The 15,418-nt window shown below is 71.1% G+C and carries 15 protein-coding genes and 2 tRNA genes; 8 read left to right on the forward strand and 9 right to left on the reverse strand.

The genetic code is table 11. From position 1 onward, the window contains the following. Genes ASG53_RS04695 through ASG53_RS04710 form a run of 4 tightly spaced genes read right to left on the reverse strand, consistent with a single transcriptional unit; the run spans nt 1 to nt 3,319 of the window. Nucleotides 1-441, reverse strand: coding sequence for a hypothetical protein (locus ASG53_RS04695; protein WP_056129090.1), 441 nt, complete (start codon nt 439-441; stop codon nt 1-3). Continuing rightward, nucleotides 442-1,857, reverse strand: coding sequence for a multicopper oxidase domain-containing protein (locus ASG53_RS04700; protein WP_200945448.1), 1,416 nt, complete (start codon nt 1,855-1,857; stop codon nt 442-444). Then, nucleotides 1,854-2,987 (reverse strand): hypothetical protein, encoded by a 1,134-nt coding sequence (locus tag ASG53_RS04705; protein ID WP_056129094.1) that lies wholly within the window; start codon nt 2,985-2,987, stop codon nt 1,854-1,856. Before ASG53_RS04705 ends, ASG53_RS04700 begins: the two co-directional genes overlap by 4 nt. After that, nucleotides 2,981-3,319, reverse strand: a complete 339-nt coding sequence (locus ASG53_RS04710) for a metal-sulfur cluster assembly factor (RefSeq protein ID WP_235533829.1) — start codon at nt 3,317-3,319, stop codon at nt 2,981-2,983. The genes ASG53_RS04705 and ASG53_RS04710 overlap by 7 nt, the downstream gene beginning before the upstream one ends. A 181-nt stretch (nt 3,320-3,500) precedes the next feature. Between ASG53_RS04710 and ASG53_RS04715 the strand changes: the two genes are divergently transcribed. From ASG53_RS04715 to ASG53_RS04730, 4 genes are all read left to right on the forward strand, one after another. Next, nucleotides 3,501-3,770: a DUF2249 domain-containing protein gene (locus ASG53_RS04715; protein ID WP_056129097.1), complete on the forward strand. Its 270-nt coding sequence runs from the start codon at nt 3,501-3,503 to the stop codon at nt 3,768-3,770. Further along, nucleotides 3,760-4,260, forward strand: coding sequence for a DUF2249 domain-containing protein (locus ASG53_RS20270; RefSeq protein WP_235533830.1), 501 nt, complete (start codon nt 3,760-3,762; stop codon nt 4,258-4,260). Before ASG53_RS04715 ends, ASG53_RS20270 begins: the two co-directional genes overlap by 11 nt. 61 nt (nt 4,261-4,321) lie before the next feature. After that, a tRNA-Met gene (locus ASG53_RS04725) sits at nt 4,322-4,395 on the forward strand. 123 nt (nt 4,396-4,518) lie between these two features. Then, on the forward strand, nt 4,519-6,630 hold the full coding sequence (locus ASG53_RS04730; protein ID WP_056129099.1) for a S9 family peptidase: 2,112 nt from the start codon (nt 4,519-4,521) through the stop codon (nt 6,628-6,630). Between the two features lie 66 nt (nt 6,631-6,696). Here ASG53_RS04730 and ASG53_RS04735 read toward each other — a convergent pair whose 3' ends face one another. Both ASG53_RS04735 and ASG53_RS04740 read right to left on the reverse strand, forming a co-directional pair. Next, the gene (locus tag ASG53_RS04735) at nt 6,697-7,683 is read right to left on the reverse strand and encodes an aldo/keto reductase (RefSeq protein WP_056129102.1); all 987 of its coding nucleotides are present in this window, start codon (nt 7,681-7,683) and stop codon (nt 6,697-6,699) included. Between the two features lie 214 nt (nt 7,684-7,897). Continuing rightward, nucleotides 7,898-10,123 (reverse strand): MMPL family transporter, encoded by a 2,226-nt coding sequence (locus ASG53_RS04740; protein ID WP_056129105.1) that lies wholly within the window; start codon nt 10,121-10,123, stop codon nt 7,898-7,900. A gap of 306 nt (nt 10,124-10,429) precedes the next feature. On the opposite strand from ASG53_RS04740, the gene ASG53_RS04745 reads away from it, so the two are divergent. Further along, a tRNA-Met gene (locus ASG53_RS04745) sits at nt 10,430-10,503 on the forward strand. Nucleotides 10,504-10,581: 78 nt separating this feature from the next. Here ASG53_RS04745 and ASG53_RS04750 read toward each other — a convergent pair. From ASG53_RS04750 to ASG53_RS04760, 3 genes are all read right to left on the reverse strand, one after another. Then, complete coding sequence (locus ASG53_RS04750; protein ID WP_056129107.1) at nt 10,582-10,845, reverse strand: type II toxin-antitoxin system RelE family toxin; 264 nt, start codon at nt 10,843-10,845, stop codon at nt 10,582-10,584. Further along, a complete protein-coding gene (locus ASG53_RS04755; protein WP_056130706.1) occupies nt 10,842-11,108 on the reverse strand; it encodes a type II toxin-antitoxin system Phd/YefM family antitoxin in 267 nt (88 codons plus the stop codon). The genes ASG53_RS04750 and ASG53_RS04755 overlap by 4 nt, the downstream gene beginning before the upstream one ends. A 79-nt stretch (nt 11,109-11,187) precedes the next feature. Next, on the reverse strand, nt 11,188-11,892 hold the full coding sequence (locus tag ASG53_RS04760) for a DUF429 domain-containing protein (RefSeq protein WP_056129111.1): 705 nt from the start codon (nt 11,890-11,892) through the stop codon (nt 11,188-11,190). A 214-nt stretch (nt 11,893-12,106) separates the two neighbouring features. On the opposite strand from ASG53_RS04760, the gene ASG53_RS04765 reads away from it, so the two are divergent. The 3 genes from ASG53_RS04765 (at nt 12,107) to ASG53_RS04775 (ending at nt 15,357) form a co-directional block, all read left to right on the forward strand. Beyond that, entirely contained in the window at nt 12,107-12,865 is a 759-nt protein-coding gene (locus tag ASG53_RS04765; protein WP_056129114.1) for a sensor domain-containing protein, read from the forward strand. Nucleotides 12,866-12,908: 43 nt separating this feature from the next. Beyond that, a complete protein-coding gene (locus ASG53_RS04770; protein ID WP_056129119.1) occupies nt 12,909-13,898 on the forward strand; it encodes an SDR family oxidoreductase in 990 nt (329 codons plus the stop codon). A 208-nt stretch (nt 13,899-14,106) separates the two neighbouring features. After that, nucleotides 14,107-15,357 (forward strand): N(5)-(carboxyethyl)ornithine synthase, encoded by a 1,251-nt coding sequence (locus ASG53_RS04775; protein WP_082543781.1) that lies wholly within the window; start codon nt 14,107-14,109, stop codon nt 15,355-15,357. Nucleotides 15,358-15,418: the final 61 nt, after the last annotated feature.

A 15,418-nucleotide genomic window follows, 5' to 3' on the forward strand; every position in this document is an offset into this window, starting at 1 on the left:
TCAGGTGATCGGCAGGGCCGTGGCCAGCAGGACCACACCGACCGAGCCGACCAGGGTCGATACTGCGAGCGCGCGGGCGAGCGTCCGCCGCCCGGCCCCGGTGGCCCAGCCGTGCAGGGCTGCGGCGAGCATGACGAGCACGAAGGCCGTGAGCTTGCCGGCGAGCATCCGTCCGTAGCCCGGCTCTGCGAGCGAGGCGATCGTCACGCCCTTGTGCGCTGCGAGGAGGACGCCGGTGGTCACCTGCAGCGGGATGAAGGCGACCACCGTCACGATGCCGAGGCGCATGCCCAGGCTCCGCATGAGGGCCGCGCGCTGCTCCTCACCGAGACGCCTGCGCGCGACGGGCAGGACGAGAGCCGAGACGGTGAGCTGACCACCCACCCAGAGGACGGCGCCGAGGACGTGCAGGAACCGCACGAGCGACCAGACGGTGAGCACCTACGACGCCTCCAGGATCCCGCGGGCTCCACGCTCGGCGTCGACCATCGCGTGGTCCACGAAGGTGTAGTGCCCGGGCTCGGGCAGCACGAGCTCGACGAAGCCGCCCTGGGCGGGGGCGAGGTCGAGCACCTGGGCGCGGCCCTGCTCGGCGTTCCCGGGCCGCAGCAGATAGGCGCCTTCTTTGAAGACGGTGTCGAGCTGACCGCCGACGACGTGGAAGGCTGTGGCTCCCTGCGGTCCGGCGTCGACGACCCAGATGCGGATGCGCTCACCCGCGCGGACGGCGATCGGGGCGTGCACGTACTGGTCGACGTATCCGTTGAACACGACGGCAGTCGGGGCCTCCGCAGCGATCGCAGCCTCGTCGGCTGTGCCGTCCTGGGGGCCGAGGTAGAGCTCGGACTGGACGAGCACGAGCTCGGTGTCGACCGGGGGGAGGCCCGGCGGCTCGATGATGACAGCCCCGTACATCCCGTTGGCGATGTGCAGCGACATCGGCGCGGTGCTGCAGTGGTAGAGCCAGGCACCCGAACCTGCCGCGACGAACTGGTAGGTCAGCTCTTGGCCCGGGTCGATCGTCCGCATCGGTTCGTCGGGGGCGAGCGTGCCGGCGTGGAAGTCGATGCTGTGGCCCATGCTCGCCTCGTTGACGAACGTGACTGTGAAGAGGTCGCCGACGGAGCCGTGGAGCGTGGGACCGGGTGCCGACCCGTCGAAGGTCCACAGGGTCTGTCGGACGCCCGGGGCGACCTCGGTCACGGTGTCGGTGACCACCATCCGCACAGCGTGCTCGGTGCCGCCGGGCAGGGGTGCGAGCTCCGGGTCGAAGGGCTGCCAGTCGGGTCCGGGGACTGCCTGCGGGTCGACCGTGACGGAGTCGTCCGTCTCGGTACCTGCGCTGGGCATGGCTGCCATGTCGTGGCCGTCGTCGGTGCTGGCGCCGTCGTCCGGCGCGGCCGAGGCCCCAGTCGTGAGGATGTCGAGGGTCATGCCTGCCGCCCGGTGACCGGGGACTGTGCACCACCCCTCGGTGTCGGCGTCGACGACGCCGAGGTCGAGGGTCGCGGACTCTCCGGTGGCGAGCATGGGTGTCTGCTGCCCGGTGGCGAGTGCGAGGTCGTGCCGCATGCCGTCGGTGTTCGTGACCTCGAGGACGACGTGGGTCCCGGCCGCGATCTTGATCACCGCCGGGGAGACGCGCATCCCGGCCAGGGTCACCTGGATGGTCTGCGTCCCTGCGGCACCGGTGACGGTGGCAGACCGAGAGCTGGGGACCCCGGGTCCGGTGAGCGCGACCACCAGGGCGACGACGACCATGAGCGCACCGAGGGCGAGCCCTCCGAGCAGCCCTCTGCGGTCGGCGGCCGGCTGGGTGGCGGGTGCAGGTCCGGGTTCCGCCGTCGTGGTGCTCACGCTGTCCGTCCCGTGCGACGTGCCCTGACGACCGCGGTGGCCGAGGCGACGAGGAAGAGGACGACGGCAACCTCGGTCGCGATCCCGCCGCCTGTCCACCACGGGTTCGACCCGAGCGCGTCCCCGCCGACGAGTCGGGCGGCGAGAGCCGTGTGCAGCAGGACGACGTGCGCGTAGAAGGAGGGGTGGAACGGCAGGCGCACCCGCAGGACCGCCGGGACGATCACGGGCGCGTGCCCGAAGATCATCGACATGACGAAGCCGAGGAAGACTGCGTGGAGCCCGGAGTCGTAGACGGCGAGGCTCGAGCCGAGGTCGCCCGCGACGAGCCAGATCGTCCCGCCGACCGCGAGCCACACGTACCCGGCCAGCAGGCACACCGCCATGAACCGCGTGACTCCCGGCACGCGGACGGTGCGGCGGGCGACGTCGTGCGCTGCTCCCCACAGGGCCAGGGCGAGCATCCCGGCGCCGGCGAGACGGGTCCCCGTCGACGTCTCGGGGAACACGGTGGCGACCAGGAGGCCGACGAGGAACAGTGCGCCCGCGGCGGCGAGCTGGCGCACCGCCGACGGGCGGAGCATGCCCACCCGTGCCAGCTCGAGACGTTCGCCGAGGATCGTCAGGACCAGGAAGCCCGCGAGCCACGGGACCATGCGGGGCACTGTCCACCCGGCGAGCCACAGCACTGTCGCGACGTACCAGCAGAGTGCTCCCAGAGCCATCACGCGCAGGTGGAAGGCTGGCTGGATCCTGTGCACGACGAGGTAGATCATGCAGAGGAGGACGGACGCGAGGCAGAGGAGCAGGCGTCCGGCGAGCGGCTGACCGACGAGCAGGGCGAGGCCTCCGGCCCCTGAGACGGCGGGGGCGAGGAAGCCCCAGGACCTGCCGAGCGCGACGGCACGCTCGAGCGAGATGACGGTCCCGAGGAAGCCGAGGGTGATGAGCGGCCCGTGGTCGGAGGCTGTGCTGCTCGCGAGGGTCGGCAGCGGGAGCCCGAGGAGGAGAAGGCCTCCCCACAGGGCTGCGAGCAGGCAGAGCAGGGCAGCCACGAAGATCGGGATGCGGCGCGCCGTGCGCTGCTGGCCGTCGGGCCGGGCGACGGCGGGCGTGGTCGCGGTCACCATCCGAAGGCCTGCTTGGTCTCGGCGCTCATCATGTCGGCAGACCACGCAGGTGCGTGGGTGATGACGACCTCCACACGGTCCACGGCGCCGCTCTCCACGAGGACCCTGCGCACCTCGTCGGTCAGGTACTCACCCAGGGGGCAGGCAGGGGTGGTGGTGGTCATCACGACGGCAGCCACCCTGCCGTTGAGCTCCACCCCGTACACGAGCCCCAGCGAGACGATGTCGATCCCCAGCTCAGGGTCGATGACCGAGCGCAGCTCCTCCCGGAGCTGGGCGGTCTCGGTCCCGGGTGCGAGGAACCGGGTGACGGAGAGCAGGTCGCGGCTCACGTGGCATCAGGGCGTGGGGAGCCGAGCGTGGCGGGCGAGCCAGGGGACGCGCCTGGCGTGGTGGTCGGGACGGTCTCTGGCACGGCGGGCTTGCGGTGGGCACCTGACATGGGTGTAGTTTTCACTAGTCGAGTAGTAAAAACAAGATGTGCTAGTTCGTCCGCCACCCCGAGGAGCTCCGATGTCATCTGAAGCCGCACTGCCAGACCCCGTCGACGACAGCGGGTCGCTCGACCTCGACGTGCGGACGCTGCCGCACGGCGCACGGCACGACGTGATCTTCGCCCGTCTGCAGGCGCTCGCGGACGGCGAGACCTTCGTCATCCGCAACGACCACGACCCCAAGCCGCTGCGCTACCAGACCGAGGCCCTCTGGCCCGGTGCCTTCGAGTGGACCTATCTCGAGGCCGGGCCCCTCCAGTGGCGTGTCGCGATCACCCGTGCCGACTGACGGCTCGTCGACCGCGCCGGCCGTCGACGTCGTCGACGGGCTCGCCCGGACGCTCGCCCGCGCGTGCCGTGCGCTCGCCGAGGCAGGTCGCCCGCAGGATGCCGGGCGGCTGGCTGCCGACGGCTGGGTCCTGCTCCGGCACCGTCACCCGGACCAGGCGCTGCGCCTGGACGGCACCATGCACCACGTCGCCCGCGTCGAGCAACGGCTCGCGGACCTCGCCCACGCACCGGAGGAACCACTGATGACCCTGGCACCAGACCGCATCGTCGACGTCCGTACCGAGATCCCGCGCACCCGCCACGCGCTGATCTTCACGACCTTCGACCAGCTGCCCGTCGGCACGGGCTTCGTCCTCGTCAACGACCACGACCCGAAGCCGCTGTACTACCAGCTCGCGGCCGAGAGCCCCGACGCGTTCACCTGGGAGTATCTCGAGGAGGGGCCTGAGGTCTGGCGGGTCCGCATCGGACGGATCGCGGCGGCGTAGCCGCCCGCAGGTCCTGATGGCTGAGCTGCACCCCGCGGTGGCGTAGGATGGTGAGTACCGACGCGGGGTGGAGCAGCTCGGTAGCTCGCTGGGCTCATAACCCAGAGGTCGCAGGTTCAAATCCTGTCCCCGCTACAGATGCAGTGCGAGAGAGGCCTTCCTGGTTCCGACCAGGAGGGCCTCTCTCGTTCCCTGGGAGGTGTCCGTCCTCGTCAGGACCGATCGCTCGACGTCGGGAGGTCGTACTACGGTCGATCCATGATCCCCGCCGACCTCTCCCTGCTGCACGCCCCCGGAACTCCGGCACTCGCCCCTGACGGCACCTTCGTCGTCGTGGCCAGGACCGCTCCAGACCTGGACCTCGACGAGTACGTCGGCCAGCTCTGGAGGATCGCCGTCGACGGCTCGACGCCGCCCGTGCGACTCACGCGAGGGCACCGGGACACCGAGCCGCAGGTCTCGCCCGACGGGCGGTGGGTGGCCTTCCTGCGCGCCGAGCCCGAGGGGCGGCCCCAGGTGCACGTGGTCGAGGCGTCCGGGGGCGAGCCCGTCCGGCTGACCGACCTGCCTCTCGGCGCGGGCGGCCCGCAGCTCAGCCCGGACGGGTCGATGCTCGCCTTCCTGGCACGGGTCCCCGACGAGGGGCGCTACGTCCCCGGCGGCAACCCCGGTGCGGAGCCTCCGCGCCACATCACCGAGCTCACGTACCGTCACGACGGCGTCGGATTCACGCACGACAAGCGCCGCCAGCTGTTCGTCGTCGACGTCCCGGTCGACCCGGCCTCCCGGACGGCGGTGCCCGCAGCGCAGGACGCAGGGCCGACCGCACGGCAGGTGACCGACGGTGACGTCGACCTCACGAGCATCGCCTGGCTGCCCGACGGCCGGCACGTCGTCGCGGTCGGGGCGAGGCACACCGCTCGGCACCAGGACCGGCGCTCGGACGCCGTGGTCGTCGACACCGCACCCGAGGGGGACCCGACGCTGCGACCGCTGACGGATGCCGACTCTGGGTCGACCCTCGCCGTCGCCGCTGCGCTCCCGTCGGCCGACGGCTCGGCCCTCTGGCTCCTGGCCCAGGACATGGGGCCGTCGGGACGAGACTTCGTGGCGCGCCAGACCGGCCTGTTCCACCTGCCGCTGACCACGCAGGACGGCGCGCCGGCTCCCGTGGGCGTGCCGGCCCGGGTGACCGACGAGGAAGCCGTGGACCTCGACCCGGCAACCTTCGCCGCCACAGCCCACGGCGTCCTGGTCGGTGAGCTCCGCCGTGGGACCGTGGTGCTCCACGAGCTGCAGGTCGACGGCGCGGCACGCGAGCTCCTCGGCGGGGACGTGGTCGTGCACGGTGCCGCGACGAGGGCGCCGGCGGCGAGCTCGCCCGGCGGAACCGGTGCGTCACACGTGGCGGGAGCGGAGCCTGGAGCGGGCTCAGCACTCGCCGTCGCGACTGTCGCCAGCCCAGCGACGTCGGGCGACGTGCACGTGGTCGACCTGCAGACCGGGGCCACGCGCACGCTGACCGACTGGTCCGCGCCGCTGCGTGCCACGGGGCGCGTGCGCGAGCCCGTCGAGGTGACCAGCACGGCGCCTGACGGCTACCCCGTCCACGGCTGGGTGGTCACCCCGGACCCCGAGCGATTCGGCGCAGGGCCGCACCCGACGATCCTCATGATCCACGGAGGGCCCTTTGCGCAGTACACGGTCGCGCTCTTCGACGAGGTGCAGACCCTCGCCGAGGCCGGCTACGCCGTGGTCTACGGCAACCCGCGCGGCGCGGCCGGCTACGGCTCCGCGCACGGCTCGGCCATCCGCCACGCCTTCGGCACCGTCGACACCGAGGACGTGCTCGCGTTGCTCGACGCCGCTCTGACCGATCCCGCCCTCGACGCGGACAGGGTCGGCGTCATGGGTGGCTCCTACGGCGGGTACCTCACGGCGTGGCTCACCACCCGGACCGACCGTTTTGAAGCAGCCATCGTCGAGCGCGGTTTCCTCGACCCTGTGAGCTTTGTCGGGTCGAGCGACATCGGCTGGTTCTTCGGGCTCGAGTACCTGGGCGACGGGGACACCGACGAGGCCCGAGCCCGTGTCGCCGCGCAGTCTCCGATGGCGCACGTGGCGAAGGTGACCACACCGACCCTCGTGATCCACTCCGAGCAGGACTGGCGCTGCCCCGTAGAGCAGGGGCAGCGGTGGTTCGTCGAGCTCAAGCGGCGCGGTGTCGAGTCCGAGCTGCTGCTGTTCCCGGGGGAGGGGCACGAGCTCACCCGGTCCGGCCGCCCGCAGCACAGGCTCCAGCGGCTCGAGCACGTGCTGGCGTGGTGGGCGCAGCACCTGCCCGTGAGCCCGATGGTCGACGGCGTCTGAGCAACGACGAGCGAGGGGCTGCACCCAGGTCGGGTGCGGCCCCTCAGCCATCGTCGCGCGGGCTCCCTACAGGCCGACCATCGCCATGCCGGAGTCGTCGTAGCGGTTGCCGCTCACCGGGACGGTCCGGGTGAGGGCGTCGAGGTCGGCGACCTCGTCGGCCGAGAGCGCGAGGGTGGTCGCGCCGGCGTTCTCCTCGACGCGCTCGATCCGGCGGGTGCCGGGGATCGGGACGATCCACGGCTGCTGGGCGAGCAGCCACGCGAGCGCGACCTGCCCCGGCGTGCTGCCCTTGGTCGTCGCGAGGGCGCGGACGTGGTCGACCAGCGCCTGGTTCGCGGCGAGGTTCTCGGCAGTGAAGCGCGGCACGCGGTTGCGGATGTCGCCCTCGCTGAAGGTGGTCGAGGTGTCGACCGAGCCCGTGAGGAACCCCTTGCCGAGCGGGCTGAAGGGGACGAACCCGATCCCGAGCTCGGCGAGCGTGGGCAGGACCTCGGGCTCAGGGTCACGGGTCCACAACGAGTACTCGCTCTGGACGGCGGTGACGGGGTGGACGGCATGGGCGCGGCGGATCGTCCCGGCGCCCGCCTCGGAGAGCCCGAGGTGGCGGACCTTGCCCGCCTGGACGAGCTCGGCCACGGCCCCCGCGACCTCTTCGACGGGGACGTCGGGATCCACGCGGTGCTGGTAGAACAGGTCGATCGTGTCGGTCCGGAGCCTGCGCAGCGAGGCGTCGGCGACCCGGCGGATCTGCTCGGGGCGGCTGTCGAGACCGACCATGTGCCCGTCCTCGATGTGCCAGCCGAACTTCGTGGCGATCACCACGTCGTCGCGGACCGGTGCGAGAGCCTCGCCGACCAGCTCCTCGTTGACGTAGGGGCCGTAGACCTCCGCGGTGTCGAAGAAGGTCACGCCGCGGTCGACAGCCCCGCGCAGCACGGCGATCATCTCGTCGCGCGTGCCAGGGTTCGGCCCGTAGCTCATCGACATGCCCATCGCGCCCAGGCCGACCGCGGAGACCTGCAGGCCCTGGCCGAGAGTTCGAGTGTGCATCTGGTCCTCCGTGGTGGTCGGTGGTGCTCGTGGTGCTGACCTGGACCACGCTAGGACGGGTCTGGGCGGAGAGGCAGGGGCTGCTGGTACCCCGTTGCCCAGCACCTGCCTCCAGGGCCCGTCCAATGACACGAGCTGCGCACGAGCGGTCTGGGGCCGTGGCCCCAGACCGCTCGTGAGAGGGCAGGTCGCACCTGCAGGTCAGGACCCCAGGTCAGACGTGCGTGCCCTGCAGGCTGTCCCTGTCGCCTGTCTGCGACGGCTCGTCGTCGCCTGCGATCGGCGCCGAGGCGTGCTCGACCGCGTGCCCCTCCACGTCGACGCTGGGGAGGATCTTGTCGAGCCAGCGGGGCATGTACCAGGCGCTCTTGCCCAGGAGGGAGAGCAGGGCTGGCATGAGGACGAGGCGGACGATGAAGGCGTCGGCCAGGACGCCGACCATGAGGCCGAAGGCGATCGACGCGGCGACTGAGAAGGTGCTTGTCGCGAATCCTGCGAAGACGACCGTCATGATCGTGGCGGCTGCCACGAGCACCGGGGCCGAGCGCGAGAATCCCTCGACGACGGCGTCCTTGGGGGTGAGGCCGCGGTCGTGCATCTCCTTGATGCGTGAGACGAGGAAGACCTGGTAGTCCATCGCGAGACCGAAGAGCACCCCGACGAGCAGGATCGGCAGGAGGGAGAGCATCGGGTCGCCCTGGGGTGCGTTGACCAGGGCGGGCAGCCAGCCCCACTGGAAGACCGCGACGGAAGCGCCGAAGGAGGCTCCGACGGAGAGCAGGAAGCCGAGGGTGGCCACGAGGGGGATGAGCAGGGAGCGGAACAGCAGGACCAGCAGGGCGAGGGAGATGAGCACGATGACGACGAGGTACGTGACCAGGGCGTCGGACAGTGCGGCGTCCTGGTCGATGCCGATGGCTGTCTCGCCCGTGACCTCGAGGTGGATGCCGGAGATCGAGTCGGCGTCCTCGCGCAGCTGGTGGACGAGGTCCTTGGTCGAGTCGTCGATGGGACCGCCTGTGGGGATGACGGTGATGCGGGCGGTCTGGCCGTCGGCGCTGACCTCGGCCGGGGTCACCTGAGCCACGCCGGCCATGCCGGTGAGCTGGTCTTCGAGGGCGGTGGTGCTCGAGGCGACGTCGTCGCCCTCGGCCAGGACGATCAACGGGCTCTGGACGCCGCCGAGCTCGTCGAGGATGAGGGTGTAGGCGGCGCGCTCGGTCGACTCGGGGTCGGTGCCGCCGGGGACGTTGAAGGCGGTCTTCATGGAGAGCATCGGCAGGGCGACCACGACCAGCACCAGCACTCCGGTGACCAGCGAGACCACGGGGCGGCGCACGACGGCCTGCCCCCAGCGCCGCACGAAGCCGTGCTTCGGGGTGGTGTCCTCGTCGAAGACCACTCCGGCGGCCAGGTCCTTCCGGTGCTTCTTGGACAGTGCCTTGACCCCGAGCGTCTTCATGAAGACCGGCAGCAGAGTCAGGGAGAGCAGGACGGCGACCAGGACGCCGAAGGCTCCGGCCATGCCCATCTCGGTGACGAAGTCGATTCCCGCGACCATGAGCGCGGCGAGGGCGACGATGACTGTCAGGCCTGCGAAGACGACGGCTGTGCCGGCGGTTCCTGTGGCGCGGGCGATCGAGTCCTCGACCGAGCGGCCCGAGCGCAGCTCGGTGCGGAACCTGGACAGGATGAACAGGGAGTAGTCGATGCCGACGGCCAGGCCGAGCATCGAGGCGAGGATGATCGAGTTCTCCCCGATCGGGGTGATCGAGCCGTAGGCCAGCACGCCGACGAGCCCGACACCCACGCCGAAGACCGCGATGAGCAGGTTCGCCCCCGCGGCCCGCATCGAGCCGAAGGTCAGGACCAGGACCAGGAAGGCGATGAGGACTCCCACGACCTCGCCGGGGCCGGACTCCGCCCCGAGCGGGACGAGGTTGCCTCCGAGCTCGAGCCCGAGGTCGGCCGGTGCGGACTCCTGGAGGGCGAGGGCCGCGTCGTAGGAGGTGACCTGGGCGTCGTCGGAGAGGTCGCCGTAGATCAGGGTCGCCACCGCCAGGGTGCCGTCTGGGGAGGTGTAGGGCGCGTCGGGGGCGAAGGGGCCCGAGACCGACTCGACACCGGGCAGCGAGGCCGCCTCGGCCAGCACGCTGTCGATCTGCGACGAGATGCCCGGGTCGGTGACCTCGGCGTCTTGGGGCGCGAAGACCAGCTGGAGGGTGTTCTCGGGTGGGGCCTGCGCAGCCGGGAACTCCCGGTTCATGACCTCCAGGGCCTGCGAGGCGCGCGACCCGGGGATGGTCTGCGGGGCGCTGTCGCCGGAGCCGTTGACCCCGAGGATCCCGGCGAGCCCGGCGAAGACGGCCAGCCAGACGCCGACCACCACCAGCCGGTGCCGGGCGCTCGAGCGCCCGAGACGAGAGAGGAACGTGGACATGGGCACTCCTTGGGGCAGGGGGGTTGCGATCGCTTCCGATCCTGCTCGTGGCGGGTCCTCGGCGAATCCGGCAGGTGGTTGATCGTCGGTACCGCAGGCGCGGTAGCAGGGCGCGGTCGGTCGACCCGTGCGGTTCGGTCGACAGCGCAGGGTGCCGGGAGGGGGGGACGCGGAGAGGGGGCCCGCGGCGCTCGCCGGCGCTGAGGGCTGCCGGGGCTGGTCGGAGGCGCCGGTGAGGGTGCCGAGGCCCCCGGGGGAGGTCTGGTTGGACCTCGGGCCCGGATGGCGTAGAGTAGGGATCACCGACGCGGGGTGGAGCAGCTCGGTAGCTCGCTGGGCTCATAACCCAGAGGTCGCAGGTTCAAATCCTGTCCCCGCTACAAGAAGAACGGCCCTCGATCATCGATCGGGGGCCGTTCTGCGTTGCAGCCTAGACGGCGGACGTGTAGCTCTGCAGCTCAGCGGTAGGCGTCCCTGTGGTGAGAGATCCTCAGGACGGTGATCGTGACCACGTCTCCTTGGACCGTGTAGACGATCCGGTACTCGCCACGGCGCGCCGACCACATCCCGGTGAGCTCGCCCTGGAGGGGCTTGCCGACGCGCAGAGGCGCTTCTGCGAGGGGGCCTCGGATGAACTCCCAGGCGGCTGCTGCGACCGCCTCGGGCAGGGTCGTCTCCAGGGCTCGTCGGGCTGGAGGGGCGAGGAGGACCCGATACGTCACGAGGTCTGTCGCATCGTCACCTGGTCGAGCGGCACGACGTCGCCTGCGGTCACAGCGGCCTGTGCCTCGGCGAGCTCTGCCATGGCTGCGGGATCGGAGAGCACAGCGATGGTCTCCTCGAGAGAGGCGAGGTCGTCGGGAGAGATGAGCACCGCAGCAGGTTCGCCGTGGCGGGTGATCACCACACGCTCGTGCGTGTCGTGGACGGAGTCGACGTACGACGAGAGCCGGGCCTTCACGGTGGCCAGCGAGGTGGTTGTCATGACCATGATCCTAGTCACCGCGTGGGTCGATGTCAGCAAGGCGATGTGCCTGTGGACGACCCCGACGACGCAGGCCCGCCTACACCCAGATCGCGGCGGGCCAGCCGTCGCTGAAGATCTCGGGGGTCGCAGGGAGCGCCTCGGACTGGCCGCGGGTGTGACGACGCGCGGTCCAGGTCGTCGCAGCGGCGTCGAGGACGTCGTCGACCCCCACGTCGACACCGGACAGCCCACCCGCCCCCGCCAGGGCCAGGCCGTGCTCGGCGAGCAGCGCCCTGCGGGCCTCGGCACCCGCCCAGGTCTTCTTGCGGTCGGTCAGCGGGGCGCCGTTCATCCGGGCGAAGCACACCTCGGGGTGCACCTCGAGGACGGTGCGGTCCTCGCACGCCGGGCCGCGGACGAACCGTTCCACCTCGAACACCTTCGACCGCAGCCCGAAGGCCTGGATCGAGACGCCCTCGCCGGCGAGCTCGCGGTTCAGGACCACGGCGCTCGGGTGGTCGTCCGCCTCGAGGGCGGGGCGGACCGGGGTCATGAAGACCGACGAGCGCAACCGTCCGATCTCCAGCTTCGCCAGGACGTCGGCTTGGCGTCGGCCGGTGTCGGGGAGGCCGATCGGGATGTCGATCGCTACGACCGAGACACGACCGCCGAGCTCGGCAGCAGCGACGAGCGAGCCGATGTCCTGGGCGGCGATCGCCGCCGAGCTGTCGCCGTCCCACACCACGCCGACCCAGCCGGCCCGGCACGCATCCACCCCGAGCACCCGGGTCGTCTTGGTCATGGGTCTAGGAGTACCAGGTGCGTGCTGAGAACGCGGGCTGGGGACAGGGCCGACAGCCCAGAGCCGCCTGAGGAGGGAGGAGAACGAGCCAGTGCTCCCGGGGGCGAGGGGGGGCGAGGAGCGCGAGGCGCTGTGGCTGGTAGGGACAGCCCTACCTCAAGACTGGGTGGCTGACCTGATGGTCGCGGGACGCAGTGGCGAGGAGGATGGACTCATGATCGAGACGACCGCGCGCCTCCCGCACCGCGCAGACAGTGTTCCGGACCCGGCCGAGCAGCCGTGGCAGACGGAGGCGAGCACGCCGTGGACCGCCGTCGTGCGCCGGATCCGCAGCCTCGGCGCCGATACGGCGTACGTGCTGGAGACGCTCCCGTGGTCCTTGGTCGCCTTCGTCGTGGTCTTCACGGGTCTCGCCGTCGCCGTGCCGCTGATGGTCCTGTGGGTGGGGCTGCCGATCGCGGCGGGTGTGCTGGTCGTCGCGCGGTGGTTCGCCTCGGTCGAGCGGAGCAGGACGGTGCATCGTGCCGTGCTCGCCGGAGACCTGCCCCTCGCGGAGCCTCGTCGGGCGGCAGCGCACGGCCGGGGTGCACCTGTCGGCGAGGCGCGTCCCTCGCTGCCGCGCCGTGTCCTCGCGTCGCTGCGCGACCCGCAGGGCTGGCGGGAGACCGTGCACGCGCTGACGTCCTGGATCCTGTCGATCGTCACCTTCACCGTCACGGTCACCTGGTGGGTCGGGGCTGTCGCGGGGACGACCGTCTACGCCTGGGTGCGGTTCCTCCCGGAGAACACCGGGAACGAGGATCTCAGCGGCGCCGCCCGTGACGCCCTCGACATGCTCAACTCGACAGGCTTCAAGCTCGCCGCAGGGATCTTCTTCCTGCTGACCCTGCTGCCGATGACCCGGGCGATGGCTCGCCTGCAGGCAGGGTTCGCGCGGACGCTGCTCGACGAGCCTCGGACCCTCGCGCGCTGACCATCTCCGGGCGTGATCGCCGTCGCGCCGATATCGTCAGACGATGAGTGCACCCACAGTTCTGTTCATCGGTGGCAGCGGCGTCATCAGCTCCGCGAGCGTGCGGCTCGCGGTCGAGCGCGGCTACGACGTCACCGTCCTCAACCGCGGGTCGTCGACGACCCGTCCTCTCCCGGCCGAGGTGCGCTCGTTGCGCGCCGACGTCCGAGACCCAGGGTCGGTGCGGGAGGCGCTCGGCGGGAGTGACTTCGACGCTGTCGTGGACTGGGTGGCCTTCACCCCGGGCCACGTGCAGCAGGACGTCGACCTCTTCACCGGCAGGACCGGGCAGTACGTCTTCATCAGCTCCGCCTCGGCGTACCAGACGCCGCCCGCCCGAAGCCCGGTGCTCGAGTCCACGCCGTTGCGTAACCCGTACTGGGGCTATTCCCAGGACAAGATCGCCTGCGAAGACCTGCTCGTCGCCGCGTACCGTGACAGCGGCTTCCCCGCAACGATCGTCCGGCCGTCGCACACCTACGACCAGACCTCCGTCCCGCTCGACGGCGGGTGGACCGCGGTCGAGCGGATGCGCGCCGGCAAGGAGGTCGTCGTGCACGGTGACGGCACGTCGCTGTGGACGATCACGCACACCGACGACTTCGCGCTCGGCTTCGTCCCTCTGCTCGCCAACCCGAGGGTGGTCGGCGACACCTTCCACATCACCTCGGACGAGGCGCTGACGTGGGACCGCATCACCCAGTCGCTCGCGCGCGCAGCAGGGGTCGAGGCGAAGATCGTCCATGTGCCGTCGGACGCGATCGCGGCCGTCGACCCTGGGTGGGGTGCCGGGCTGCTCGGAGACAAGGCGCACTCGATGGTCTTCGACAACGCCAAGATCCGCAGCATCGCCCCGGGGTTCGTGCCGCGCACGACCTTCGAGCAGGGTGCGCGCGAGATCGTCGCGTGGCACGACGCGGACCCGGCCCGGCGCCAGGTCGACGCACGGATGGATGCCCTGATGGACGACCTGGTGGAGCGGTTCCGCGTCTGACCCGGAGACACCTCTGTGTCGCTCGCCGGGCCGCGGCGCTGCTGAGCGGTTGTCGTCCGGCTCTGCTCCGAGGGCGCGCCAGGAGGTCCCGTGGAGGCCAGCGGGACCTCCTGACGACCGTCATGGAGAGATCTTTGGTCTGCTCTTGACGCTGTGCGGACGTACTCTTGGAACGGTTCACCATGGCGGTGACCGTGAGGGAGCGACGATGACCGACAGGTCAGAGCAGTCCGGTCCGAAGCACGAACCGCGCGACGAGGCTGTCCTCGAGGCGGGGCACGAGCCCGCGCACGTCCCGGCGCACGAGGTCCCCGGAGAGCTGCTCACCCTCGGGGTGCTCGCGACCTCGCAGAAGACCGACGAGCGTCGACTGCCCATCCACCCCTCGCACCTCGACCGCATCGACGCAGACCTGCGCGAGCGGATGATCGTCGAGACCGGCTACGGCTCGGCCTTCGGCATGACGGACGAGCGCCTGGCCGGGCTGGTCGGTCAGGTCCTGCCGCGCGCTGCGCTCCTCGAGAGGTCGGACGTCGTCCTCCTGCCCAAGCCGCAGGCGCACGAGCTCGCGGAGCTGCGCGAGGGGCAGGTGCTGTGGGGGTGGCCGCACTGCGTGCAGGACGTCGAGATGACCCAGCAGGCGATCGACCGTCGCCTCACCCTCGTGGCCTTCGAGGCCATGAACCACTGGACGGGGGACGGGCGGTTCGCGCTGCACGTGTTCCACAAGAACAACGAGATCGCCGGGTACTGCTCGGTCCTGCACGCCCTCCAGCTCGCCGGGTCGACGGGGGACTACGGACGCCGCCTCAACGCGATCGTCATCGGCTTCGGGGCGACGGCGCGTGGCGCCGTGACAGCGCTGAGGGCGCACGGCGTCCACGACGTCCACGTGCTCACCAACCGCGACGTGGCAGCCGTCGGCTCGCCGATCCACTCGGCGCGCATCGTCCAGCTGGACCACGACGAGACGGCCCCGAACCTCAGCCACGTGCTGACCGAGGAGGGGCGCGTCCCGCTCGCCCCCTACCTGGCGGAGTTCGACATCGTCGTGAACTGCACGCTGCAGGACACCGACGCCCCGCTGACCTACCTCTGCGAGGACGACCTCGGTGCGTTCAGGCCGGGGAGCCTCGTGGTCGACGTGTCGTGCGACGAGGGGATGGGGTTCTCCTGGGCGCGGCCGACGACCTTCCCGGAGCCGACCTTCGAGGTGGGCGACCACATCCTCTACTACGCCGTCGACCACAGCCCCTCGTACCTGTGGAACTCGGCGACCTGGGAGATCAGCGACGCCGTGCTGCCCTTCCTGCGCTCGGTCATGAGCGGACCGTCGGGCTGGGCGTCCGACGAGACCGTCGCGCGTGCGATCGAGATTCGTGACGGGGTCGTCGAGAACCCGGCGATCCTCAGGTTCCAGCACCGGGCCGAGGCGTACCCGCACGCCCAGGAGGCCTGACGGTCCCGCAGGGCTGAGGTCCGCGACCCGCAGGCCGCTCAGACGGTGGTCGACGTAGACG

The sequence above is a fragment of the Sanguibacter sp. Leaf3 genome (assembly GCF_001425965.1).
In the GTDB taxonomy this organism is placed as follows: Bacteria; Actinomycetota; Actinomycetes; order Actinomycetales; family Cellulomonadaceae; genus Sanguibacter; species Sanguibacter inulinus.

What these genes read in the sequence shown, in the direction of transcription:
- ASG53_RS04760 (WP_056129111.1), bottom strand. Translation starts at nt 11,892, where the DNA reads ATGACCAAGACGACCCGGGTGCTCGGGGTGGATGCGTGCCGGGCCGGC.
- ASG53_RS04770 (WP_056129119.1), top strand. Translation starts at nt 12,909, where the DNA reads ATGAGTGCACCCACAGTTCTGTTCATCGGTGGCAGCGGCGTCATCAGC.
- ASG53_RS04775 (WP_082543781.1), top strand. Translation starts at nt 14,107, where the DNA reads ATGACCGACAGGTCAGAGCAGTCCGGTCCGAAGCACGAACCGCGCGAC.
- ASG53_RS04715 (WP_056129097.1), top strand. Translation starts at nt 3,501, where the DNA reads ATGTCATCTGAAGCCGCACTGCCAGACCCCGTCGACGACAGCGGGTCG.
- ASG53_RS04705 (WP_056129094.1), bottom strand. Translation starts at nt 2,987, where the DNA reads ATGGTGACCGCGACCACGCCCGCCGTCGCCCGGCCCGACGGCCAGCAG.
- ASG53_RS04735 (WP_056129102.1), bottom strand. Translation starts at nt 7,683, where the DNA reads ATGCACACTCGAACTCTCGGCCAGGGCCTGCAGGTCTCCGCGGTCGGC.
- ASG53_RS04740 (WP_056129105.1), bottom strand. Translation starts at nt 10,123, where the DNA reads ATGTCCACGTTCCTCTCTCGTCTCGGGCGCTCGAGCGCCCGGCACCGG.
- ASG53_RS04755 (WP_056130706.1), bottom strand. Translation starts at nt 11,108, where the DNA reads ATGACAACCACCTCGCTGGCCACCGTGAAGGCCCGGCTCTCGTCGTAC.
- ASG53_RS04730 (WP_056129099.1), top strand. Translation starts at nt 4,519, where the DNA reads ATGATCCCCGCCGACCTCTCCCTGCTGCACGCCCCCGGAACTCCGGCA.
- ASG53_RS04765 (WP_056129114.1), top strand. Translation starts at nt 12,107, where the DNA reads ATGATCGAGACGACCGCGCGCCTCCCGCACCGCGCAGACAGTGTTCCG.